We start from the raw sequence: 22810 nt of genomic DNA, 5'->3' as shown, positions 1-22810 counted from the left end.
CCGCCGCCTACCGCGCCATCTTCCGGCATTCCTCATGTCGGAAGCAGGTCGTCAGGTGGTCGTTGACCAGGCCGGTGGCCTGCATGAAGGCGTAGACGATCACCGGGCCGCAGTACTTGTAGCCCTTGGCCTTGAGCATCTTGGCCATGTCGGCGGCCAGGGGCGTCTGGGCCGGGACGTCGCCGCCGGTCCAGCGGTTCTGGATCGGCTTGCCGCCGACCATGCCCCACAGCAGATCGCCCAGGTCCTCTCCCCGGTCGCGCATGTCGCAATAGATCCGGGCGCCCGAGATCGCCGCGTCGATCTTGCCGTTCGAGCGGATGATGCCGGCGTCGGCCATCAGCCGGGCGCGATCGGCGTCGCCGAACCGGGCCACCTTGTCCGGGTCGAAATTGGCGAAGGCGGCGCGGAAGGCCTCGCGCTTGCGCAGGATGGTGATCCACGACAGCCCGGCCTGGAACCCGTCCAGCACCAGCTTCTCCCACAGGGCGCGGGAGTCGTACTCCGGCACGCCCCATTCGGTGTCGTGATAGGCCTCGTAGAACGGGTCGCCGTTCATGCCGCGCCAGGTGCAGCGTTGGATCTCGGTCATGGGCGGAGCTTGGCCCGATCAGTTGGAACTTTTCAAGAACAAATCCCATCGGCCGCCTTTCGGTGTGCTCACTGGCGGACGTAGTAGGCGGTCGATCCAGTCTCCGGCATGGCCACCGTCACGCCGCGCACCTTGCCCCAGGCGTCGCGGCGGAACTCGAAGGTGAAGGCATAGAGGCCCGACTGGGCGAACTGGCCCGGGCCCATGGTCAGCAGGGGAGAGGGCTTGTCCTCGCCGGCCGGCGTCATGTGCACCGTGTCGCCGGCGACCGCGAACCGCAGGGCGTCGTATTCGAAGTTGTCGGCCAGGGCGCGGCGAACGTCCATCGGCACGGCCGAGTCCAGGCGGTAGTCCCCGGCGAGGTCCGGGGCGGGCGGAACGCGCGGCACGACCGTCCGCAGCGCGGGGTGGGCGCCTTGGCCGATGGCGTCGGCCAGGGCGTTGCGCACTTCGGCGATCAGCGCCCCGCCGTTGGCGCCGTTGGTCAGGATCACGAAGCCGTCGCCGGTCTCGGGATAGCCCTCCATGAACGCCAGATAGCTCTCGTTGGCGCCCAGGTGGAAGAAGTAGCGGCCCGGTCCCATTCCGCCGAGGCGCGGACCCAGGCCGAACGGACCCGGCGAGACCTCGGTCAGCATCGCCGTCGCCAGGGGCTGGGGCAGGAAATCCGAGCGGCCCTGGTAGCTCCTGATCAGGCCGCCGACCAGCCGGCCCAGGTCGTTGGCGCTGGTCCACAGGCCCGAAGCGCCGGCCTCGGCGAAGGCTTCCCAACCGCGCGGCACGGCCCGGGGCGCGCCGTCGTCGCCGTGCGCCTTGGCGATATTGCCGTGGGCGGCCGACAGCGGGCTCTCGAACGTGCTTCGTCCCATGCCGAGCGGCGCGAACACCTCCGTCCGCGCCAGGGCCTGGAGAGGCTGGCCCGTGGCGTCCTCGATCGTGGCCTGCTCCACGCTCACCCCGCCGCCCGAATAGTCGTTCACCCGTCCGGGCGTGGTCTTGAACCGCACGGCCTCGTTCTTGGCCGGCTTCTGGCCGTCCAGCACCTGGACCAGGGTCGGCAGCGGCTCGGCCGGCTGGTAGTCGGCGAAGCCATGCACGCCCAGGCCCGAGGTGTGGGACATCAGCATGCGCAGGCTGACCTCCGGACGCGGGGCTGTGTCGGAGACCGGCAGCTTCCAGCGCTTGAGGTAGCCGTCGACATCGCGGTCCAGGTCGAGCCGGCCCGCCGCCACCAGCCGCAGGGTGGTCGTCGCAGTGGCCACCTTGCTGATCGAGCCGACCGAGAACAGGGTGTCGGCGTCGACCCTGTCGTCGGTCCCGGCCTCGCGCAGGCCATAGCCGGCGGCGGCGACCACCTCGCCGCCCCGCAGCACCGCCACGGCCACGCCGGGCACGTTGTGATGGGCCATGCGCTCGGCCAGCGACCAGCCCGGCGGCGCTTGAACGCCCGCCAGCACATTGGGGCGCAGGCCGTGGTCGAGGGGCGCCAGCGGTGCGGGCTGCGCCGTTGGCCTGGCTTGCGCGCCGGCGGCCAGGAGGAGGACGCAGCCGCTCAGGATCACGCTCGCCAGTCGCCTCATTAGCCCTCTCCCAACCTCGAGTGGCGGGGAGAGTGGTCGGGCGACAGCGTTCGCTCAATGCGGATAATTCTTAAAGATAGTCCATGAACTGGCGCCGTCCGCCCAGCGCAGGCCGGGCGGACGGCTGAACAGGTCAGCTTTTCCAGTCCGGCAGGGCGGTCAGCTGAGCCTTGGTCAGCTTGGTGTGGACGATCATGTCATCGTCCTTCGGCTCCGGCGTCACGGTGACGTCGGCCAGGGCGACGACCACCTTCTTGTCCGGGCCCGGGCGGTCGATCTCGATGACCACGGCGGTGGGCTTGCCGGCCGGGTCCAGCAGCACGTGCTCGACCTCGCCGGCCCGGCGGCCGGTCGAATCCATCACGTCAGCGTCCTCGATCTGGCCGACGGTCGCCTTGTGCTGGGTGGGCTGGCTTTCGTCGCGGGCGATGGTCTGGGCGGTGGCCGCGCCGGCGATGGCGGCGAGCGAGAGACCGATCAGAAGACGTTTCATGGGCAGGACTCCTTGAAAGCAGGCCTGTCCAACGTTCCGCCGTCTGACGATGTTCCCGTCTTCTAGTCGGCGGGAACGGTCGGCGGGACCCAGGCGGGCCGCTCGACCGCGGCCGCCCGGCCGTCCGCCGTCAGGTCGGCGCCCTCGATGCGGTCCAGGCGCAGCAGGGCCATGGCCCGGCCGTCGCGGCCCGACAGCACCTCGCCGGCCCGCAAGGTCCCGGCCAGAACCTCGGTCCCGAAGGCCGGCGGCGGGCCGTCGAAGGCGATCGGCAGCATGCGGTTCTTGATCACGCCCCGCCGCTTCATGCGGCTGGTGGTCTCCTGGCCGACGAAGCAGCCCTTCTTGAAGTCGATGCCGTTCAGCAGGTCGAAGTTCGCCTCGATCGGATAGGTCTTGTCGGTTCCCCAGTCGGCGGGGCCGGGCACGCCCAGGGCCAGGCGGTGGGCGTCGTAGTCGTCTTCCCTGGCGGTGGCGGCCTGCTCGCTCGCATAGAGGCGTGAACCGAGGGCGGGAAGGCGCGGATCGGCGAGGCCCTGGCCGGCGGTCGGCCAGGCCGCGAACACGCAAAGCGCGCTCGCCGCCAGCTCCACCTTGGCCCGCAGCTTGTACATGGTCAGGCGCATCAGGATGGCGTCGCGGTGCTCGGCGGCGACGTCCAGCAGCAGGCCGTCCTCCACGCCCGCCACGAACAGGTCGTACAGCAGCCGGCCCTGCGGGGTCAGCAGGCCGGCGAAGCGCAGTTCGCCCTGGGCCAGCGTCTCGACCTCCTGGCTCAGCAGGCCGTTGAGGAAGCTTCGGGCGTCGGGGCCCGAGACGGCGATGACGGCCCGCGAGGGCAAGGCGGCGATCTGGTTCACCCGGCGGATATAGGCCGCCAGGGTCCAACCCGCCAGCGGATCAGCTTCCCGCCAAGTCAGGACTCAGGTCTTGCCGATGGCGTCGACGTGGCTGGTCAGGCTGATGCGGTCCAGCGACTGGAAGGGCAGCTGCATGAAGGTCTCGATGCGCCGTTCCAGCCCGCCCAGCATGCGGGCGTAGACCAGGGCGATCTCGACCGGGTCCTCCTCGACCAGCAGCGGGTCCTCGCAGGCCCAGTGGGCGGTGACCGGCTGGCCGGGCCATTCGGGCATGGGCTCGCCGCGCGCCGTGTCGCTGAGGGTGAAGACGAAATCCATCGGCTCGTCCCCGGCGAACACCGTGTACGACTGGGGCTTCAGGTCCGACGGGTCGTAGCCGGCCCGGGCCAGGGCGCGCAGGGCCACGGGGTCGGCCTTGTCGCCGGGCGCGACGCCGGCGCTGAACGCCGTGAACCGGCCGGCGCCCTTCTGGTTCATGATCGCCTCGGCGATGATGCTGCGGGCGGTGTCGCGCCGCGACAGGAAGATAACGCGATACGGAGAGATGCTCATCGAAGTGCGCTCCGGAGGTCTTTGACAGGCATCCTGGCGCCGTTTCGTGACGATCTGGCGTCTCTCCGATGCAAGGTCAAAGAACGGAAAGCTGAGCCGTTATCGAGGGATGCGCCGACTCGCGACCCGCCTTATACAAGGACGGATGACACAGCGGGCCTTCCCGATTCTCTTCATCACCGCCACGCGGATCGGCGACGCCGTGCTCTCGTCCGGCCTGATCAAGTTCCTCGCCGACCAGATCCCCAACGCCCGCTTCACCATCGTCTCCGGACCCTTGGCCGCGCCCCTCTTCGCCCACGTGCCGGGCCTGGATCGGGTGATCGTCATGGAGAAGGGCAAGGGCAAGGGCCACTGGTTCAAGCTGTGGAACCAGGTGCGCCACAGGAAGTGGGGCCTGGTCGTCGACCTGCGCGGCTCGGGCACGGCCCTCTTCCTGCGCCGCGAGAAGCGGGCGATCTGGAAGAAGCACGTGGGCGAGCCGATCCACAAGGTGATCGACGCCGCCCGCGTGCTGAAGCTGGAAGGCGATCCGCCGGCTCCGCACCTCTACATCACCCCCGAGGTCCAGGCCCTGGCCGATCAACTGCTGGTCCCGCGTCTCGGCGAGCCGGCCGGTCCGATCCTGGCCGTCGGCCCGGCCTCGAACTGGGTGGGCAAGATCTGGCCAATCGAGCGTTTCGCCCAAACCGCTCAGCAGCTGCTGGGTCCCGGTGGCGCGCTGGCCGGCGGACGCCTTCTGATCCTGGGCGGTCCTGGTGATCAGCGGATGGTCGAGGAACTGCGCATGGCCTCGGCGCGGGGGCGCTATGTCGACCTGACCGGCAAGGTCGACCTGCTGACCGCCTATGCGGTGCTGAAGCGCGCGGACCTTTTCATCGGCAACGACAGCGGCCTGATGCACATCGCCGCCGCCGCCGGAGTCCCGACCCTGGGCCTGTTCGGCCCGTCGGACGAGCGCCGCTACGGCCCGTGGGGTCCGCTGACCAAGGCCGTGCGCGGCCCGCGCACGTTCGAGCAGTTCCTGGCGGTCGACCCGGACCTGTCGCAAGCCATCCGCCACATGAGCGACCTGCCGGTGACCACGGTGGTCAAGGCGGCCAAGGCGCTGCTGGCCGAGGCGAAGGCCGCGGCCGAGGCCGCGCCGGAGACGGTGGTCGAGGAGGATGCGCCGGAAGCGACCGTCGAGGACGCCGCTGTGACGCCGGAGCTCCAGGCGGTGGTGGAGGACGCGGCGGAGCCGGACGCCGGTCATGAACCGGCCGAGACCCCCGCTTCAGAAGACGCGATCGAAGCGGACCGCACCTAGGTTCCGACCCGCACCCCCAACGTCCGTCATCCTCGGACTTGTTCCGAGGCCCCCTCGGTCCGCCGAGCTGACCTTGCCTTGGCGCGCTTGCGCGCCACCCCACCGCCTTCGCGGTTGAAGCAGGGGTCCTCGGAACAAGTCCGAGGATGACGAGCGTGGGTGGTGATCGCTGCCCTAGATCCCCGCCAACCCGTCCATGATCGCCGTCAGCGCCAGCACCGTCTCGGCCTCCATCGCGCTGTGGCCGGCGTTGGTCCGCACATAGGTCGCCGGCGTCGCGCCCACCGCCGCCAGGGCCGCGACCAGCCGCGAGGCCTGGGTCAGGGGGCAGACCTGGTCGAAGCGGCCGTGCACCACGTGGATCGGCAGCCCCGCGATCTTGTCCGCATTGGCGGTGATGTAGTCCGGCTCCAGGAACAGGTCGTTGGCGAAGAAGTGGGCCTCGATCTGGGCGAAGCACAGGGCGAAGTCGGCTTCGCCGAACTTGCCCGGGTCGTCCGCCTCGGGGATCATGTTCGAGATCGCGCCCTCCCAGACCGACCAGGCCACGGCCGCCCGCAGCTGGGCCTGGCGGCCGGCGTCGTCGCCGGGCGTTCCGTCGAAGATCGCCTTGTAGGCGCCCATCATGTCGCCGCGCTGCCCGGCCGGGATGACCTCGACGAAAGCCTTCCACTCGTCGGGATAGCTCACATAGGTCCCAGGCTCGCTGAGGGCGTAAGGCGTCTGGGCGAACACCGCCGCATTGCCCTGGTACATGTAGAGCAGGTCCTCGCGGGTCCCCAGGAAGATGCCGCGCAGGATCAGCGAGGCCACGTGCTCGGGGTGGCGGATGGCGTAGACCAGGGCCAGGGTGCTGCCCCAACTGCCGCCGAACACGTGCATCTTGCCGGTGATGGCGAGCGCGTCGCGCAGGCGGTTGATGTCGGCCACAAGGTGGTCGGTGTCGTTGCGGACCAGGGCGATCGCCGGGCCGTGCGAGGCCACGGTCGGCGTGCTTTTCCCGCAGCCGCGCTGGTCGAACAGGATCACGCGGTAGCGCTTGGGATCGAAGAACCGCGACATCACCGGCGCGCAGGCCCCGCCCGGCCCGCCGTGCAGGAACATCACCGGCTCGCCGTCGGGATTGCCGTATTCTTCCCAGTAGAGCTTGTGGTCGGGCGCCTGGTCGACCTGCAGCAGCCCCGTCCGGTTGGGCGCGCCTTGCGGATACTTCCACTCGCCCGTGACCTTGCTGGTGGTCTGGAGTCGGGAAAAGTCCATGGGAGCCTCGTCGCGCTAAGGGAATGATGCGGACGTGCGCCCGTCGCGCGCGGCGGTCAATGTCGGAAGCGGGCGATATTTGGTCTTGCGGCGGCTAGGGTGGGCGCCTAGACCGCCTCAAACTCATCAGGAGCCGCTCCCATGACCCAGACCTTCGACCTGATCGTGCGCGGCGGCGAGGTGGTCAATCATGCGGGGCGCGGCTTCGCCGACATCGGCGTGCGCAATGGCAAGATCGTCGCCATTGGCGACCTCGGCCAGGCTTCGGCCGGCGAGATCTTCGACGCCTCGGGCCTGACCGTGCTGCCCGGCGTCATCGACAGCCAGGTCCATTTCCGCGAGCCGGGGCTGGAGTGGAAGGAAGACCTGGAAAGCGGCTCGCGCGGCGCGGCCCTGGGCGGCGTGGTCGCCGTGTTCGAGATGCCCAACACCGAGCCGACCACCACCGACCCCGACGCCCTGGCCGACAAGCTGGCTCGCGCCAAGGGCCGCATGCACACCGACCACGCCTTCTATGTCGGCGGCACCCACGAGAACGCGACGTTCCTGGGCGAGCTGGAGCGCCTGCCCGGCTGCTGCGGCATCAAGGTGTTCATGGGCGCCTCGACCGGCACCCTGCTGGTCCAGGACGACGAGGGCGTCGAGAACGTGCTGCGGCACGTCAACCGCCGCGCGGCCTTCCACTCCGAGGACGAATACCGCCTGGCCGAGCGCCGCTCGCTGGCCCGTCCCGGCGACTGGACCAGCCACCCGGAGGTCCGCGACGCCCAGGCCGCCATGCAGTCGACCGAGCGCCTAGTGCGCATCGCCAAGAGCCTGGGCAAGCGCATCCACGTGCTGCACGTGACCACGCACCAAGAGATCGAGTTCCTCTCCAAGCACAAGGACGTCGCCAGCGTCGAGGTCACGCCCCAGCACCTGACCCTGGTGGCGCCCGAGGCCTATGAGCGGCTGAAGGGCTTCGCCCAGATGAACCCGCCGATACGTTCGGCCGAGCACGTGGCCGGCGTCTGGCGCGGCATCGAGACCGGCATCGCCGACGTGCTGGGCAGCGACCACGCGCCCCACACCCGCGAGGAAAAGGCCCGACCCTATCCGGCTTCGCCGTCGGGCATGCCGGGCGTGCAGACGCTTGTCCCCATCATGCTGACGCATGTCGTGAACGGTCGGCTGTCGCTGGAGCGCTTCGTCGACCTGACCAGCCATGGCGTCAACCGTGTGTTCGGCCTGGCCGACAAGGGCCGCATCGCCGAGGGCTTCGACGCCGACTTCACCATCGTCGACATGAAGGCCAAGCGCACCATCACCCACGACTGGATGGCCACCCGCTCGGGCTGGACCCCGTTCGACGGCTTCGAAGCCAAGGCTTGGCCGGTGGCGACCATCGTGCGGGGCACGGTGGTGATGCGGGACGACGAGATCGTGGCGGAGGGGACCGGGGCGCCGGTGCGGTTCCTGGAGACCTTGGCGGGGTAGGCTCACGGACTTGCCCCCACCTGGCGGCTTCGCCGCCTGTCCGCCCCCATAGGGGGCGGAGGTTTGCGCCTGCGCCGCGGCGTCCTCTTCCCCCTCTGGGGGAAGACGATCGCGAAGCGATCCGTAGGGGGCAAGTGCTAGCCGCCTGACTTTCTTCCAGGACCCTGTCGAATTCCCCCCGCCTCGCGCGTCTTCCAGCGAGGGCGCGAGCCGTGCGCCGACGGAGGGTTCGATGAAGTACCTGCTGATGATCTATTCCAACGAGGCCGACTGGGCCTCGTCGGAGGGCCAGACGGCCCTGCCGGACATCATCGCGGCGCACGAGACGCTGCAGGGCGAGCTGCGGGCCAGCGGCATGGACTGGCTGGGCGCGCGGCTGGCCGATACGCCGACCGCCCGCACCATCGTCCAGGGCGCCGAGGGGCGGGTGGTGCACGACGGGCCGTTCGCCGAGACCAAGGAACAGCTGGCCGGCCTCTATCTGGTCGAGGCGCCCGACATGGCGGCCGCCGAGGCCTGGGCGCAGAAGATCCCGCTGATGGCCGGAGCCAAGGTCGAGGTCCGGGCGATCGTCCATAGCCCCAACGACCCGGCCTAGCCGAGATTTGGGCGCCCCCAAAAAAGCCGTGCGAAAAACTTGCGGGCGAATGTCGAGTCCCGTCAGGTTGCCGCGTCTCTGATCCGAGACCGGGCGGCGCACCCGCCGGCTCGGTCGTCGAGGAGGACTGATCCATGCAATACGCCTTGGTGATCTACGAGGACGAGGCCGTCTACGGCGAAGAGAACAGCCCGGTCTGGCAGGATATCCTGGCCAAGCACACGGCCTTCGCCGGCGAGCTGGTCGAGAAGGGCCTGCTGCGCGGCGGGGCGGGTCTGAAGACCACCAACACCGCCACCACCGTGCGCCGAGCCGCCGGCCAGTGTTCGCTGCACGACGGGCCGTACGCCGAGAGCAAGGAACAGCTGGGCGGCTTCTACCTGATCGAGGTCCCCGATCTCGACGAAGCCTTGGCCTGGGCGCGCAAGCTGCCGCTGTCGGGCGACGGCTCGGTCGAGGTGCGGCCGATCATCGAGGGCACGACGTAACCACGATGGCGAGGAGCCTCCTCGACCAGGCGGCGCGGACCCACGGCGGGCGGGTGATCGCCGCCCTGGCCGCCAAATACCGCGACCTGGACCTGGCCGAGGAGGCCTTCGCCGAGGCCTGCCTGAACGCGGCCCAGGCCTGGCCGAAAGACGGGGAGCCCCGCGACCCGGCCGCCTGGCTCTACAGCGTCGCCCAGCGGCGGGCGCTGGACATGCTGCGGCGGCGCGGCGTGCGGACCCGGCTGGTTCCCGATCCGCCGACGCCGCCCCCCAGCGCGGAGGACGTGATGGTCGACGATGCGCGCCTGATCCCGGACGAGCGGCTGCGGCTGATCTTCGTCTGCTGCCACCCGGCCGTGGCCCCCGACGCCCGCGCGGCCCTGACCCTGCGCCTGGTCTGCGGCCTGTCCACCCAGGAGATCGCCCGGGCCTTCCTGGTCCCCGAGCCGACGCTGGCCCAGCGGCTGGTGCGGGCCAAGCGCAAGATCGCCCAGGCCGGCATCCCGTTCGAGGTGCCTGGTCCCGAGGCCTGGCCCGAGCGGGTCGGAGCGGTTTTGTCGACCCTCGAGATCGCCTACGCCAAGGCCCACGAGGACGCGGCCGGCGCGGGCCAGCACGCCGGCTACGCCCAGGAGATGCTGGACCTGACCGCCGTCCTGGCCGACCTGCTGCCCGACGAGCCCGAGTGCCTGGCCTTCGCCGCCCTGGTCCGCTACGCCGAGGCCCGGCGCCCCGCGCGGATGGACGACAGCGGGGCGATGACGCCGCTGTCCGAGCAGGATCCGGCCCTGTGGCGGCGTCCGCTGATCGTCCAGGCCGAAGCCCTGCTGCGCGCCGCCGCCCGTCGGCGACAGCCGGGGCCGAGGCAGCTGCAGGCGGCCATCCACGCGGCTTGGTGCTCGCGCGGGGGCCTGGACGAGCCCGCGCCCTGGCCGACCGTGCTGGCCCTCTACGACGCCCTGCTCAAGTGGCGCGACGACGCGGTGGTGCGGCTGAACCGGGCCGTGGCGGTGGCCGAGGTCTCGGGCCCGGCCCTGGCCCTGGCCGAGGTCGACTGGCTGGACTCCACCGCCTTCCGCGACTTCGCTCCGTTCCACGCGGTGCGCGCCGACCTGCTGGCCCGGCTGGGGCGAAGCGGCGAGGCATTGGCGGCCTACGACCACGCCCTGGCCCTGGACCCGGCCCCGGCCGAGCGGTTGTGGCTGGAACGGCGACGGGGGCAGGCGGCTGGGACCTTGGATTTCCCTCTCTCTTAGAGAGAGGGAGGGGCCCGCCGCGAAGCGGTGGGAGGGTGAGAGGTTACAATCTCTCAGGACAGGCTCCAAAGAAGACAGCGTGCATCGGCGCCGCATCGATGGTGAAGATCTGAACCCCTCTTCTAAGAGCGCTCAACGCTCCTGGATTATCCGGCTAGCGGTGAAACCTCTCACCCTCCCACCGCCTGCGGCGGCGGGCCCCTCCCTCTCTCTATGAGAGAGGGAACCTAAGGCGCCGGCGCTCGCCGGGATGAGCGGACGAAAGCGTGGATTGCCACTCGCCCCGCCGTGGTTAACACTTCGACTCATGGATGGGACGCAAGAGACCCACGCGCCGTTCCGCGACGCCCGCTACGCGCCCCGGGCGCTGGATGTCGAACGACGCGGCGACATCCTGATCCTGCGCAATCCCACCCCCTATTCCAAGACCGTCCAGACCGTGACCGCGCCGTTGGTCCGCTGGGCCTCGCAGACCCCGCATCGCGTCTGGCTGGCCGAGCGGCCCAGCGAGGGCGCCGAGGGCTGGCGGACCGTCACCTACGCCGAGGCCGCCGATCAGGCGGCCCGCCTGGCCGGCGGTCTGGCGAGCCTGGGCCTGGGAAATGGGGGAAAGTCGCGCGGCAAGCCCCTGCTGATCCTGGCCCGCAACGGGATCGACCACGCCCTGATCGGCTACGCCGCCATGAGCCTGGGCGCGCCGATCGCCCCGGTCTCGCCGCAGTACGGCCTGAAGGGCGCGGACCTCTCCCGCCTGGCCTTCGCGGTGGAACGGCTGAAGCCGGCGGCGGTCTATGTCGATGACGCCGAGGCCTTCGCCGACGCCCTGGCCGCGCCCTTTCTCGAAGGCTTGCCGGTGGTGGCCGGCCGCAACGCCCGTGAGGGCGACGTGACGTTCGAGACCCTCCTGGAGTCGGAACCTCAGCCGCCCGTCTGCCGGCCCGACGACACCGCCAAGCTGCTGCTGACCTCGGGTTCGACCGGCCTGCCCAAGGCGGTGGTCTGCTCCCACGCCAATGTCGCGCTGAACGCCGCCCAGATCGCCGCCTGCTACGAGGACCCGGACCCGCCGGTGCTGGTCAATTCCGCGCCCTGGAGCCACAGCCTGGGCGCCAACGCCATCCTGCACATGGTGCTGCACCGGGGCGGGACATTGTACATTGATGGCGGCCAGCCGCTGGCTGGCGGCCGTTTCGACGAGACGGTCCGCAACCTACGTGAGGTGGCCACGACCTATCACAACATGGTCCCGGCCGGCTGGGGCCTGCTGGTCGGCGAGCTGGAGCGCGACCATGCCCTGGCGGCCAGGTTCTTCGAGAAGGTGCGGGTGCTGCAATACGGCGGGGCCTCCATGGCCCAGTCGATCCTTGACCGGGTCCAGGCCGTGGCCCTGCGCACGATCGGCGCCAGGGTGACCTTCGCGGCCGGCTACGGCGCCACCGAGACCGGCCCGACCGCCTGCAACATCCACTGGCTCAACGCCCGCTCGGGGATGGTGGGCCTGCCCACGCCCGGCACGGCGGTCAAGCTGGTGCCGGTCGCCGACGGCCCGCCCGACAAGTTCGAGATCCGGGTGAAGGGCCCGCAGGTCTCGCCCGGCTACCTCGACATGCCGGAAGCCTCGGCGGCGGCGTTCGACGAGGACGGCTTCTACCGGCTGGGCGACGCGGCCAAGCTGGCCGACCGGCTCAATCCCTCGGCGGGCCTGGTGTTCGACGGGCGGCTGGTCGAGAACTTCAAGCTGGCCAACGGCACGTTCGTGGTGGCCGGGGCGCTGCGCGTCGCGGCGGTCTCGGCGATCGCCGGGGCGGTGTCGGACGCGGTGGTCTGCGGCGAAGGGCAGGGCGGCGTGGGGCTGATGCTGTTCCTCGACCCCAAGGCCTGTCTGAGGATCGGCGAGCCCGACGCGGTCAAGGCGGCGATCCGCGCCGGGCTGGAACGGCTGAACGGCTTGGCCAAGGGCGGCGGCAAGGTGACCCGGGCGCTGGTGCTGGACGGTTCGCCGGACGCGGCGTCGGGAGAGCTGACCGACAAGGGCTACATCAACCAGGCCCTGGCGCGGGAGCGCCGGCCGGCGGAGCTGGCGAGGCTGTTCGCCGAGGAGCCGGACGACGGGGTGATGGTGTTCGGCTGAACGCCGGCAAAGCTAGACCCTCCCCCTGTGGGGGAGGCGGCCGAAGGCCGGTGGGGGGAGTTTTAGGGTCGAAGATCGGAGCTGGACCGCCATCCGATCACTCCCCCCTCCGTCGGCTACGCCGACACCTCCCCCACGGGGGGAGGATCTTTCATGAGCGCCCGCACCACCCCCACGCAGATCAGCAGCTGCCCGAAGTAATACAGCCCCCACACCGCCAGACCGACGGCGAAGCTGTCCGGCCAGGATCCGCCCCGGCCGAAGATCAGCAGGTCGGAGACCACGAACATCATCGCTCCGACCCCGACGCGGTAACGCGGGAACCGGCTGAGCCAGGCGGTGGCCGCCATCAGGGCCAGGCCCAGGCTGTAGAGCGCCACGCCCGGCGCCCCGGCCCGGTCGGCGGGCAGCAGGAAGGCGACGATCACGACCGCCGGGACCAGCACGACGGCCAGGGCGACCTGACTGCGGGTTGGGTTCGGACGCCGGTTACACAGGTAGAGGCCGATGGCCACGAGGTGTCCGGCCAGGAAGGCCAGCGCCCCGACCGTCAGTCCGGCCGCCCCCAGCAGCACGTCGCCCAAGGCGCCGAACGCCATCACGGCGACCAGCAGCCAGCCGTCCAGGCTCCGGGCGTTCAGCGCCGCGTAGACCGTCAGCAGCCCGACGCCCAGGCCCTTCCAGGCCAGGTCGGCGACTTGCGGCAGGCCCCGGTCCCAGGTCGCCACATAGCTGATCCCGGCGATGATCGAGGCGATCAGCACGGCCTTGGCCAGGCGATTTGAGTGAGACATCCGGTTTCCCCCTGGCCGAGCCCGCTCTCCGGCGGCGTTTCGGTGGGCCAGACTGCGACGGGTGACGCTGTCAGCGCAACCTCCCCTCAACCGTCATCCTCGGACTTGTTCCGAGGATGACGGGGGTTTGGGGTGGCGGATCCTCTCACCCCGAACCCGCAACCAGCGTTGGCGCATCCCGCGAAATGTCGGAAGCTGGTCCGAACGGTACGGAGAAGACCATGAACGGCGCCGACGCCCTGATCACCACCCTGGCCGACAACGGCGTCACCGCCTGCTTCGCCAATCCCGGCACCAGCGAGATGCAGTTCGTCGCGGCCCTGGATCGCGAGCCGCGCATGCGCAGCGTGCTGTGCCTGTTCGAGGGCGTGGCGACCGGGGCGGCCGACGGCTACGGGCGGATGACCGGGACCCCGGCCTGCACCCTGTTGCACCTGGGCCCCGGCTACGCCAACGGCGCGGCCAACCTGCACAACGCCCGGAGAGCGTACACCCCAATCGTGAATGTCATCGGCGACCACGCCACCGATCACCGCCAGTACGACGCGCCGCTGAACTCCGACATCGCCGCCCTGGCCGCGCCCAATTCGATCTGGGTCAAATCGGCCGACAGCGCCGACGTGGTGGGTCCTCTGGCCGCCGAGGCCGTGGCCGCCAGCTTCGGCGCGCCGGGCGGGAACGCCTGCCTGATCCTGCCCGCCGACAGCGCCTGGAACGAGACCAACACCGCCGGGCCGGTGATCGAGCGGCCCAGGCCCCGAGCGCCCGACCCGGTCGCCGTCGCCGCCGTGGCCAAGGCGCTGAAGGCCGCCGCCAAGCCCGTGCTGCTGCTGGGCTCGGGCGCATGCGGCGAGACGGCGATCACCGCCGCCGGGCGGATCGCGGCGACCGGCGCGCGGGTGCTGACCGACACCTTCACCGCTCGCCAGGCGCGGGGCGAAGGCCGCTTCCGCCCGGACAAGCTGCCCTATTTCGGCGAACAGGCCCTGAAGGACCTCGAGGGCGTCGACCTGATGGTGCTGGTCGCGACCACCGAGCCCGTGGCCTTCTTCGCCTATCCCGACCGGCCCAGCGTGCTGGTCCCCGACGCTTGCGCGACCCTTCAGCTCGGCGACCGGGGAACGGACGCGGCCGCCGCGCTCGAAGCGTTGGCCGAGGCGCTGGGCGCGCCGGCGACCGGGGCCGTCGAGCCCTATGCGCCGGCCGCCGCGCCGGCGGGAAAGCTGGACGCCTGGGCCATGGGCGCGGCGATCGCCCGCCACATGCCGGCCGGCGGGATCATCTCCGACGACGCTGTGACCGCCGGCCTGCCGATCTTCACTCAGACCCGCAACGCCCGGGCACACGATTGGCTGTCCCTGACCGGCGGGGCCATCGGCCAGGGCATCCCGCTGGCCATCGGCGCGGCCGTGGCCTGTCCCGACCGCAAGGTGCTGGCCCTGACCGGCGACGGGGCGGGGATGTACACGGTGCAGGGCCTCTGGACGATCGCCCGCGAGAAGCTTGACGTGACGGTGGTGGTGTTCGCCAACCACGCCTACCGCATCCTCGGCATCGAGATGGGCCGCACAGGCGGCGGCGAGCCCGGTCCGGCGGCGTCGCGGCTGCTGGACCTGGGCGATCCGAGGATCGACTGGGTGGCGGTGGCCGGAGGGCTGGGCGTGCCGGCCGAGCGGGTCGAGACGGCGGAAGCGTTCGACGAGGCGATGGCGCGGGCGATGAAGGAGCCGGGGCCGCGCTTTATTGAAGCGGCGATGCGGTAGCGCGAGAAGGCCCTCCCCCTGTGGGGGAGGTGTCGGCGAAGCCGACGGTGGGGGGAGTGATCGGCAGGCCGCCACCACCCGGATCGAACGAGCCGGATACTCCCCCCACCGGCCTTCGGCCGCCTCCCCCACAGGGGGACGGACTAGGTTCAGTCGGCCTACCCCGGCAACCTCAACACCGCCCGCAATCCCCCCATCGGCGAGCGCTGCAGCGTCAGCTCCCCGCCCAGCCCCCGGGCCATGTCGCGGGCGATGGCCAGGCCCAGGCCGACGCCCTTCTCGTTCTGGTTCCGCGACTCGTCCAGGCGATTGAACGGGCGGAAGGCCTCTTCGTGGCGGTCGTCGGGGATGCCGGGGCCGTCGTCGTCGACGAAGATCCAGACGCCGCCGGTCGGGGCGGCGGTGGACGAGACCCGCACCGTGTCGCCGTGGGCGGCGGCGTTGTCGATCAGGTTGGCCAGGGCCCGCTTGAAGGCCTGGGGCCGCAGGATGGCCGACAGGTCGTCGCCGATCGACACCTCGACCTTGGCGCCGGCCCGCTGAGCGCCCTCGCAGACGCCTTCGATCAGCGGCCGCAGCATGACCTGGCGCGCCTCTTCCCCGCCCTCGCCGCGGGCGAAGGCCAGGTACTCGTCGATCATGTGCTCCATTTCGGAGAGGTCGCGGGCCATGGCCTCCAACTGCGGGCTGGGCTCGGCCAGGGCGATCTCCAGCTTCAGCCGGGTCAGCGGCGTGCGCAGGTCGTGGCTGACGCTGGCCAGCAGGGCCGTGCGCTGTTCGATATGGCGCTGGATGCGGGCCTTCATGGCCAGGAAGGCCTGGGCCGCCTGGCGCACCTCGCGCGCGCCGTGCGGCTTGAAGGCGGCCTGGTCGATGCCGCGCCCGAAGGCGTCGGCGGCGTCGGCCAGCCGTTCGATGGCCCGCACCTGGTTGCGGATGAACAGGATGGCCACTGCCGTCAGCAGCAGGGTCGCCACCACCATCCACAGGATGAAGATGTGGCCCTGGGTGGCGAAGGCCCGGTCGCGCGGGGCGATGATCCGCAGCACGCCTTCCTTGACCTGCACGCGGATGTCGACGTGGCCGGGATAGCGGGTGGTGTCGAACCAGAACGGGTCGTCCAGCCGGTCGTCCAGGGCCGTGCGCAGCGAGCGGTCCAGCGAGGCGAACAGCGACGGCCGCTGGCCGGTCGGCAGCTTGCGGCCCTTCTGCAGGGCGATCGACAGCGACATCGACTCCTCGGCCCGCTCGGCCATCTGGTCCAGCGCCTTGGGCGAGGGATCGTCCTTGTAGGTCTCGACCGCCCAGGCCACGTCGCCGGCCAGGCCCTCGGACAGGCGGCTGGTGACGGTCTCCCAGTGGGCGTCGAAGAACGCCCAGGTCACGGCGATCTGCATCACCGCCACCGGCAGGACGATGATCAGCAGCGAGCGGCCGAACAGCGAGGTCGGCAGCCACCGCTTGATCTGGCGGGGGATGTAGAGGCGGGTGCGCAGGTGGAACATCAGTCCGGCGCCAATCGGTACCCGATCCCGCGCACCGTCTGCAGATATCTCGGGTTCTTCGGATCGGGTTCGATCTTGCGGCGCAGGCGGGTGACCTGGACGTCGACGGCGCGGCCGGTGACGTCGACGGTGTCGCGGGCCAGCTCCAGGCGGTCGACCGGGGCGTGGGCGGCCTTGGCCAGGCGGCGCAGCAGGGCCACCTCGGCCTCGGTCAGGCGGATCGGCTCGCCGTCGCGGGTCAGCTCGCCGCGCTCGGGCTCGAAGGCGCAGTTGCCCAGGCTGAGGGCGCGCGGGCCGGAAGGCTTGGGCGCGGCGCGGCGCAGGATCGACTCGATGCGCAGCAGCAGTTCGCGCGGCTCGAACGGCTTGGCCAGGTAGTCGTCGGCGCCGTGGGTCAGGCCCTCGATCCGGTCGTTGGTCTGGTCGCGGGCGGTCAGCATCAGGATCGGCGTCTTGCCGGCCTCGCCGCCCCGGGCCCGCACCCGCCTGGTGAACGAGAAGCCGTCCTCGCCGGGCATCATCACGTCCAGCACCAGCAGGTCGAAGTCCATCGCTCCGGTCAGCCGATCGGCGTGGGCGGCGTCGGCCGCGGCGCTGACCCGGAAGCCGGCGCGGGTCAGGAATTCCTTCAGCAGGGTGCGGATGCGGTCGTCGTCGTCGACGACCAGCAGGTGACGTTCCGCGCGTTCTTCTGGGGTCATAGCCCGTCCCGACGGTTGAGGCCGACACCTTGGCGCGGTCCGGCCAGGGCCGCCAGGATTCGCCGCGCGCCGGCCACGCCGTCGAGGCCGCCGGTGCGATAGGCGCGACCCAGCAGGGTGCGCAGCCGCTCGGCCACCCGGTACTCGAAGGCGATGCCCTCGGGGGTCAGCTCGGCCGGCCGCCGGCGGGCGTCCAGGTCGCCGGCCGCCTTCTGGGCCAGGCCAAGGCGCTGCAGGTCCGACAGGGTCTTGGAGGCCGCCTGCTTGGACAGGCTGGTCAGCCTGGAAAGGTCCTGCACGCCGATGCCGGGGCGGCGGCGCAGCAGGAAGGCGGCGCGCCAGTGCGAGCGGCCCAGGCCCGGACCCTCGCCCTCCAGCGCCGCGTCGACCGCCGCCCACAGGCCCGCCTCGGCCAGCAGCAGCAGCTCCAGACCACCGTCCAGCTGCTCCTCGCCCAGGATCAGGCGCGGGTCGGTCGAACCACCCGAAATCCCCCCCATCGGGCTCCCGGGCGGTCCCGATGAGAGCGGTCCGGCCATCAGCTTGCGTCCATTTTATTTGACCTTCGCCGGCTCGGGGCGTCTAAGAACCGGGTTCCAAATAAGGAGGTCTTTGACCGATGTCTCTCGTTCCCTTCGACGATCGCGATGGTTGGATCTGGCTGGACGGCCAGTTCGTTGCCTGGCGGGACGCGAAGGTGCACGTATTGACCCATGGCCTTCACTACGCCTCGTCGGTGTTCGAGGGCGAGCGGATGTATGGCGGCGAGATCTTCAAGCTGACCGAGCATACCGAGCGCCTGTTCAAATCGGCCGAAATCCTCGATTTCAAGATCCCCTACACGGTGGCCGAGATCGATGAGGCGTGCAAGCAAACCGCCGCCAAGAACGGCCTGACCGACTGCTATGTGCGGCCCATCGCCTGGCGCGGCAGCGAAATGATCGGCGTTTCGGCGCAGCAGACCAAGATCCACGTGGCCATCGCCGTGTGGGAATGGCCCAGCTACTTCGACCCGGCGACCAAGGCCAAGGGCATCCGCCTGACCTGGGCCAAGTACGACCGTCCCGCGCCGAACACGATCCCGACCGCCGCCAAGGCCGCCGGGCTCTACATGATCTGCACCATCTCCAAGCACGCCGCCGAGAAGGACGGCTTCGCCGACGCGATGATGGTCGACTATCGCGGCTATATCGCCGAGGCGACCGGGGCCAACGTGTTCTTCGTCAAGGACGGCGTGCTGCACACCCCGACCCCGGACTGCATCCTGAACGGCATCACCCGCCAGACGGTGATCCAGATCGCCAAGGAACGCGGCGTCCAGGTGGTCGAGCGCCACATCGAGAAGTCCGAGCTGGCTGGCTTCACCGAGTGCTTCATCGTCGGCACCGCCGCCGAGGTCACCCCGGTGTCCGAGATCGGCGAGTTCCGGTTCACCCCGGGCGCGCTGTCGCTGTCGCTGATGGACGAATATGCGCGCCTGGTGCGCCGGGAGCTGGTGCCGGCGTAGGGCTTCCGCTTCGTTGAATTGAAGGATCCCGGAGAGCTTGGGCTCTCCGGGATTTTTTGTGTCCAAGATCCCCTCTTCCCAGAGGGAGAGGGTGGGTCCCTCCCTCTCCCCTCCGGGAGAGGGTTTGGGTAGGCGCCTAAGAAACCCCCTGGCAAAACCTGCTCGGCAAAAGATCTCGAAACATAGTAAACGGCGGTTATATTAACCATCTATACTATTGATTACCTGGAAGCGCCGCGCTTCGCCCAGGATTTGCACCGCATCCGGCATCGATCGTCGGATGAGGTTTTCACGTCATGAGCATCAACAGCGCCATGTTGGCCGGGGTTTCCGGCCTGCTCGCCAATTCCTCGTCGCTGGCGGCGATCTCCGACAACATCGCCAACGTCAACACGGTCGGCTACAAGCGCAGCTCGGCCAACTTCTCGTCGATGGTCACGTCGCAGGGGCGGGGCGGCAGCTACAGCGCCGGCGGCGTCTCGGCCAAGACCCACCAGTTCGTCGGCCAGCAGGGCCTGAGCCAGGCCACGACCTCGAACCTGGACCTGTCGATCTCCGGCTCGGGCTTCTTCGTCACCACCGAGAAGCCGGAGGGCCTGAGCCCCACCGACACCCGCTCGTTCACCCGCGCCGGGTCGTTCCAACTCGACAACCTGGGCTATCTGCAGAACGACGCCGGCCTCTACCTGCAAGGCTGGCTGGCCGATCCGGTGACCGGCATGATCACCACCGACCCGTCCGACCTGTCGCGGCTGTCGTCGATCAATGTCGCCACGGTGGGCGGCGCGGCCGAGAAGACCACCCGGGCGGGCATCAACGCCAACCTGCGCTCCGAACAGACGGTGTCGGCGGCCGCCAGCGCCAAGGTCACCAAGACCGCCGTGCCGGAAACCCCCGCCGCGACTCCGGCGGTGGACTACGCCGTCACCTACAGCCCGACCGGCGTGGGCAACCAGTATTCGGTGTCGGTCAGCCGGGCCGGAACCTTGGTGTCCACGGGCACGGCCACCTACGACCCCACGACGGGCGCCCTGACCGGCTACATCCCCACCGGCGCGACCGTTCCGGTCACCACCCTCACCTCGGGCGGCCAGACCGTGGCCCTGACCGACCTGGGCATGACCACCAAGGCCGACGCCGTCACGGCCGGGGCCTACGATCCGGCGACCAATTCGATGTCGGACTACGCCAAGGATCCGACCAAGGGCGTGAAACCCGACTTCGAGATCCAGCTGCCGGTCTCGGACTCCAAGGGCGGCCAGCGGACCATCACCCTGTCGCTGATCAAGGGGCCGGGCCCCAACGAATGGTACGCCGAGCTGCGCGCCAAGCCCGGCGACCTGGACAACGCCGCCAACGGCCTGATCAGCTCGGGCAAGATAACCTTCACCAACGACGGCAAGCTGGCCAGCACGGGCGGCCTGTTCGGGAGCACGAACCCGACCTCGATCAGCATCGGGGCGTCCGATCCGGCCGCCACGGGAACCGGCCCGCGCTGGGCCGACGGCCTGGGCATCGACAGCCAGAACATCCAGATCGACCTGGCCAACGCGGCCGGCGGCCTGACCCAGTTCAACAGCCAGTCGGTGGTCCAATCGGTCAACACCAACGGCACGGCGTTCGGCAACCTGACCAATATCGAGGTCGACGAGCAGGGCTATGTCTCGGCGATCTTCGACAACGGCGTGACCCGCCGCATCGCCCAGCTAGCGATCGCAACGTTCGCCAATCCGGACGGGCTGAAGGCTGTGAACGGCAACGCCTATCGGGTGACCAACCAAAGCGGCGGCTTCAGCCTCAAGGCGCCGGGCGACGGCGGGGCGGGCTCGATCGCGCCCTCGACGCTGGAGGCGTCGACGGTGGACCTGTCGACCGAGTTCACCGGCCTGATCACCACCCAGCGGGCCTATTCTGCCTGCTCGAAGATCATCACGACGGCGGACCAGATGCTGGAGGAACTGCTGAGCATCAAGCGGTAGGGGCTAGCCCGCCACCTTCGCTTCAAGCTCAGCCAGTCGCGCCCGGGTCGAGGCCAGGTCCGCGCCGAACCGCGCCGGATCGGCGGCCGCCAGGCGGGCGGCGACGTCGTAGCTCTCGCGGTACAGGTCCAGCGCCCGCATCCGGTGGCCGCGGTCCTCGCGCAGGTCGGCCAGGCGTTCCAGCGACACCGACAAGGCTCTGCGGGCGCTGGGGTCGGCGGCTTCGCGGCCGCCTTGCGAACGGCGCAGGGCCAGGGCCTCCTCGAAGGCCGACAGGGCGTCGTTCAGGCGGCCTTCCATCTCGGCCACGTCGCCCACGCCCGACAGGGCGCTGGCCAGCAGCTCGTCGCTGGCGAAGTCGCCTGGTTTGCCGGCGCGGACGGCGCGGGCGTAGCTGACGGCTTCCTCATAGGCCTCGGCGGCCTCGTCCAGCCGGCCCTGGCCGCGCGCGAAGTCGCCCAGGTCGCGGCGCGAGATCGCCTTCTCGCGATCGTCGCCGGCCATGCGCAGCAGGCGGTTCAGGGTCTGGGCGGCCTGGGACCAGGCCTCCTGGCGGCTCAGCGTCACCAGGCGGGCGCGGAGCTCCTCGAAGGTTTCAGCGGCGACGACGGGCGTCGGAAGGATCGGCGCGACGATCGGCGCTTCGGCGACGGGCGTGGCGATCGGCGGCGCGGGCTCCGGCGCGACCTCGACGGCCATGGCCGGCAAGGCGACCGGCGGCGGATCCAGGTCGACCGGCCCCAGGACGGCGGGCCCGGCCCTGCGCCTGGTCTTGCGCTTGAAGCGCGGGGTCAGGGCGGCGACGAGCAACACAGCCCCCGTGATCGCCGCCGCCCAACCCACGAACGGGCGGTGTGGCTCGAAAGGTCCGAGATCGAGGTTCTGCGCCCAGTCCCCCAGGACGCCCAAACCCGCGATGACGTACCCCGATGTCGCCAGGATCGTCCCCAGGACGATCCCCACGAGTCGAGCCATCATGTCACCCCTCCATGACCGCGTTCGTAAGGAGCGAGAGGTCAGCGCAGCGCCGCTCTCGCGTCGAGACGTCTCAACCGCCAGGGGAAGGCCCGGACCGAAGCGACGCCATAAAGGGCGCCGCATGGCATGGGCGCCTTGGAAACGCCCATGCCCTAACGGAAGTCCGTGTCAGATCAACCAGCTCATCGGCCGGGGATAGGCCTGGCCCTGCAGCAGATAGACCGGGCCCATGATGCAGCGGACCGCGAAGAACACGCCGATCGCGCCCATGATCACGCCGCCGGCGATCAGCATCGGGATGCCGATCAGCAGCACCGCCAGGGCCAGGCCCACCAGGAACAGCGCCAGGCCGATCAGGAACCACCAGATCGACAGCCAGAAGGTGCGGATGGCGAAGGTGTAGTGGCTGGCGTTGATCGGCCCGGCCGTCTCGCGATTGACGTAGGCGACGATCAGCCCGACCAGGAAGGTCAGGCCGTTGGTGAAGCCCAGCAGGTACAGGGCGTAGACCACGATCGGCAGGATCTTGTCCTCGTCGGCGCGGTCAGCGGTCGTTTGGGCGGCGTCGCTCATCAGATCATCCAGTTGCGGGGCGTGGGATAGGGCTGGACCTTCAACAGCCAGGACAGGCCGAGGATGCATCGCACCGCGACCCACACCCAGACGGCGGGCAGGATCACGAAGCCGACGCCCACCGGGGTCAGCACCAGGCCGACCAGGCCGAACAGCAGCGACAGCCAGAAGGTGCGGATCTGGAAGACGTAGTGGCTCTGCAGCCATTCGGGCGCGGCGCCCTTGCTGACATAGGCCAGGATCACGCCGACGAAACCGGTCATGCCGGCCGAGAGCAGCCCGGCCAGATAGAGGGCGTAGACCACCAGCGGCATGGTCTTGTCGTCCTGCAGCGAGGGCGGGACGGCGGGATCGTCGGTTGGATTGGGGGCGGGGTCGGTCGTGCTCATGGAACGATGGTCGTCAATTCCGGCCC

The 22810-nt window shown here is 70.2% G+C and carries 22 protein-coding genes; 9 read left to right on the top strand and 13 right to left on the bottom strand.

Going from position 1 to position 22810, the window contains the following annotated elements; genetic code table 11:
- Window positions 1-7: 7 nt before the first annotated feature.
- The 5 genes from AC1DMQ_RS08980 to AC1DMQ_RS08960 form a co-directional block, all read right to left on the bottom strand.
- Window positions 8-592 (bottom strand): DNA-3-methyladenine glycosylase I, encoded by a 585-nt coding sequence (locus tag AC1DMQ_RS08980; protein ID WP_477033212.1) that lies wholly within the window; start codon window positions 590-592, stop codon window positions 8-10.
- 68 nt (window positions 593-660) lie between these two features.
- Window positions 661-2172 carry a serine hydrolase domain-containing protein gene (locus AC1DMQ_RS08975; protein WP_477033211.1) on the bottom strand — a complete coding sequence of 504 codons (1512 nt, stop codon included), beginning with the start codon at window positions 2170-2172 and terminating at the stop codon, window positions 661-663.
- A 133-nt stretch (window positions 2173-2305) separates the two neighbouring features.
- Complete coding sequence (locus AC1DMQ_RS08970; protein ID WP_477033210.1) at window positions 2306-2665, bottom strand: PRC-barrel domain-containing protein; 360 nt, start codon at window positions 2663-2665, stop codon at window positions 2306-2308.
- Between the two features lie 62 nt (window positions 2666-2727).
- Window positions 2728-3525: a CAF17-like 4Fe-4S cluster assembly/insertion protein YgfZ gene (gene ygfZ / locus AC1DMQ_RS08965; protein ID WP_477033209.1), complete on the bottom strand. Its 798-nt coding sequence runs from the start codon at window positions 3523-3525 to the stop codon at window positions 2728-2730.
- 63 nt (window positions 3526-3588) lie between these two features.
- Complete coding sequence (locus tag AC1DMQ_RS08960) at window positions 3589-4077, bottom strand: arsenate reductase/protein-tyrosine-phosphatase family protein (protein WP_477033208.1); 489 nt, start codon at window positions 4075-4077, stop codon at window positions 3589-3591.
- Between the two features lie 145 nt (window positions 4078-4222).
- Here AC1DMQ_RS08960 and AC1DMQ_RS08955 point away from each other — a divergent pair, with 145 nt between their 5' ends.
- Complete coding sequence (locus AC1DMQ_RS08955; RefSeq protein ID WP_477033207.1) at window positions 4223-5386, top strand: glycosyltransferase family 9 protein; 1164 nt, start codon at window positions 4223-4225, stop codon at window positions 5384-5386.
- Window positions 5387-5560: 174 nt separating this feature from the next.
- Here AC1DMQ_RS08955 and pip read toward each other — a convergent pair whose 3' ends face one another.
- On the bottom strand, window positions 5561-6646 hold the full coding sequence (gene pip / locus AC1DMQ_RS08950; RefSeq protein WP_477033206.1) for a prolyl aminopeptidase: 1086 nt from the start codon (window positions 6644-6646) through the stop codon (window positions 5561-5563).
- A gap of 141 nt (window positions 6647-6787) precedes the next feature.
- Between pip and AC1DMQ_RS08945 the strand changes: the two genes are divergently transcribed.
- The 5 genes from AC1DMQ_RS08945 to AC1DMQ_RS08925 all read left to right on the top strand — a co-directional run bounded on the left by AC1DMQ_RS08945 (window position 6788) and on the right by AC1DMQ_RS08925 (window position 12595).
- The gene (locus AC1DMQ_RS08945; RefSeq protein ID WP_477033205.1) at window positions 6788-8122 is read left to right on the top strand and encodes a dihydroorotase; all 1335 of its coding nucleotides are present in this window, start codon (window positions 6788-6790) and stop codon (window positions 8120-8122) included.
- A 232-nt stretch (window positions 8123-8354) separates the two neighbouring features.
- Window positions 8355-8720: a YciI family protein gene (locus AC1DMQ_RS08940; protein WP_477033204.1), complete on the top strand. Its 366-nt coding sequence runs from the start codon at window positions 8355-8357 to the stop codon at window positions 8718-8720.
- 134 nt (window positions 8721-8854) lie between these two features.
- Window positions 8855-9208 (top strand): YciI family protein, encoded by a 354-nt coding sequence (locus AC1DMQ_RS08935; RefSeq protein WP_477033203.1) that lies wholly within the window; start codon window positions 8855-8857, stop codon window positions 9206-9208.
- A gap of 5 nt (window positions 9209-9213) precedes the next feature.
- Window positions 9214-10464 (top strand): RNA polymerase sigma factor, encoded by a 1251-nt coding sequence (locus tag AC1DMQ_RS08930; protein WP_477033202.1) that lies wholly within the window; start codon window positions 9214-9216, stop codon window positions 10462-10464.
- 307 nt (window positions 10465-10771) lie between these two features.
- Entirely contained in the window at window positions 10772-12595 is a 1824-nt protein-coding gene (locus AC1DMQ_RS08925) for a feruloyl-CoA synthase (RefSeq protein WP_477033201.1), read from the top strand.
- 116 nt (window positions 12596-12711) lie between these two features.
- On the opposite strand, the gene AC1DMQ_RS08920 is transcribed toward AC1DMQ_RS08925, so the two are convergent.
- On the bottom strand, window positions 12712-13389 hold the full coding sequence (locus tag AC1DMQ_RS08920; RefSeq protein ID WP_477033200.1) for a lysoplasmalogenase: 678 nt from the start codon (window positions 13387-13389) through the stop codon (window positions 12712-12714).
- A gap of 221 nt (window positions 13390-13610) precedes the next feature.
- Here AC1DMQ_RS08920 and AC1DMQ_RS08915 point away from each other — a divergent pair, with 221 nt between their 5' ends.
- Complete coding sequence (locus AC1DMQ_RS08915) at window positions 13611-15152, top strand: acetolactate synthase large subunit (protein ID WP_477033199.1); 1542 nt, start codon at window positions 13611-13613, stop codon at window positions 15150-15152.
- Window positions 15153-15310: 158 nt separating this feature from the next.
- Here AC1DMQ_RS08915 and AC1DMQ_RS08910 read toward each other — a convergent pair whose 3' ends face one another.
- The 3 genes from AC1DMQ_RS08910 to AC1DMQ_RS08900 are packed head-to-tail and all read right to left on the bottom strand — an operon-like array spanning window position 15311 to window position 17858.
- On the bottom strand, window positions 15311-16657 hold the full coding sequence (locus tag AC1DMQ_RS08910) for an ATP-binding protein (RefSeq protein ID WP_477033198.1): 1347 nt from the start codon (window positions 16655-16657) through the stop codon (window positions 15311-15313).
- Window positions 16657-17358: a response regulator gene (locus tag AC1DMQ_RS08905; protein WP_477033197.1), complete on the bottom strand. Its 702-nt coding sequence runs from the start codon at window positions 17356-17358 to the stop codon at window positions 16657-16659. The genes AC1DMQ_RS08910 and AC1DMQ_RS08905 overlap by 1 nt, the downstream gene beginning before the upstream one ends.
- Complete coding sequence (locus AC1DMQ_RS08900; RefSeq protein ID WP_477033196.1) at window positions 17355-17858, bottom strand: MarR family winged helix-turn-helix transcriptional regulator; 504 nt, start codon at window positions 17856-17858, stop codon at window positions 17355-17357. The genes AC1DMQ_RS08905 and AC1DMQ_RS08900 overlap by 4 nt, the downstream gene beginning before the upstream one ends.
- Window positions 17859-17977: 119 nt before the next feature.
- Between AC1DMQ_RS08900 and AC1DMQ_RS08895 the strand changes: the two genes are divergently transcribed.
- Window positions 17978-18865 (top strand): branched-chain amino acid aminotransferase, encoded by an 888-nt coding sequence (locus AC1DMQ_RS08895; protein WP_477033195.1) that lies wholly within the window; start codon window positions 17978-17980, stop codon window positions 18863-18865.
- Between the two features lie 296 nt (window positions 18866-19161).
- Window positions 19162-20844 (top strand): flagellar hook protein FlgE, encoded by a 1683-nt coding sequence (flgE, locus tag AC1DMQ_RS08890; protein ID WP_477033194.1) that lies wholly within the window; start codon window positions 19162-19164, stop codon window positions 20842-20844.
- Window positions 20845-20847: 3 nt separating this feature from the next.
- Here the strand turns inward: flgE and AC1DMQ_RS08885 are convergent, their stop codons facing one another.
- The 3 genes from AC1DMQ_RS08885 to AC1DMQ_RS08875 form a co-directional block, all read right to left on the bottom strand.
- Window positions 20848-21822 (bottom strand): tetratricopeptide repeat protein, encoded by a 975-nt coding sequence (locus AC1DMQ_RS08885; protein ID WP_477033193.1) that lies wholly within the window; start codon window positions 21820-21822, stop codon window positions 20848-20850.
- A gap of 168 nt (window positions 21823-21990) precedes the next feature.
- Window positions 21991-22395 (bottom strand): DUF4870 family protein, encoded by a 405-nt coding sequence (locus tag AC1DMQ_RS08880; protein WP_477033192.1) that lies wholly within the window; start codon window positions 22393-22395, stop codon window positions 21991-21993.
- Complete coding sequence (locus AC1DMQ_RS08875) at window positions 22395-22784, bottom strand: DUF4870 family protein (protein WP_477033191.1); 390 nt, start codon at window positions 22782-22784, stop codon at window positions 22395-22397. The genes AC1DMQ_RS08880 and AC1DMQ_RS08875 overlap by 1 nt, the downstream gene beginning before the upstream one ends.
- Window positions 22785-22810 lie beyond the last annotated feature (26 nt).

The sequence above is a fragment of the Caulobacter sp. 05L422 genome (assembly GCF_056397765.1).
Note: the sequence above shows the minus strand (reverse complement) of the source record. Positions and strands in the feature narration are given on the sequence as shown.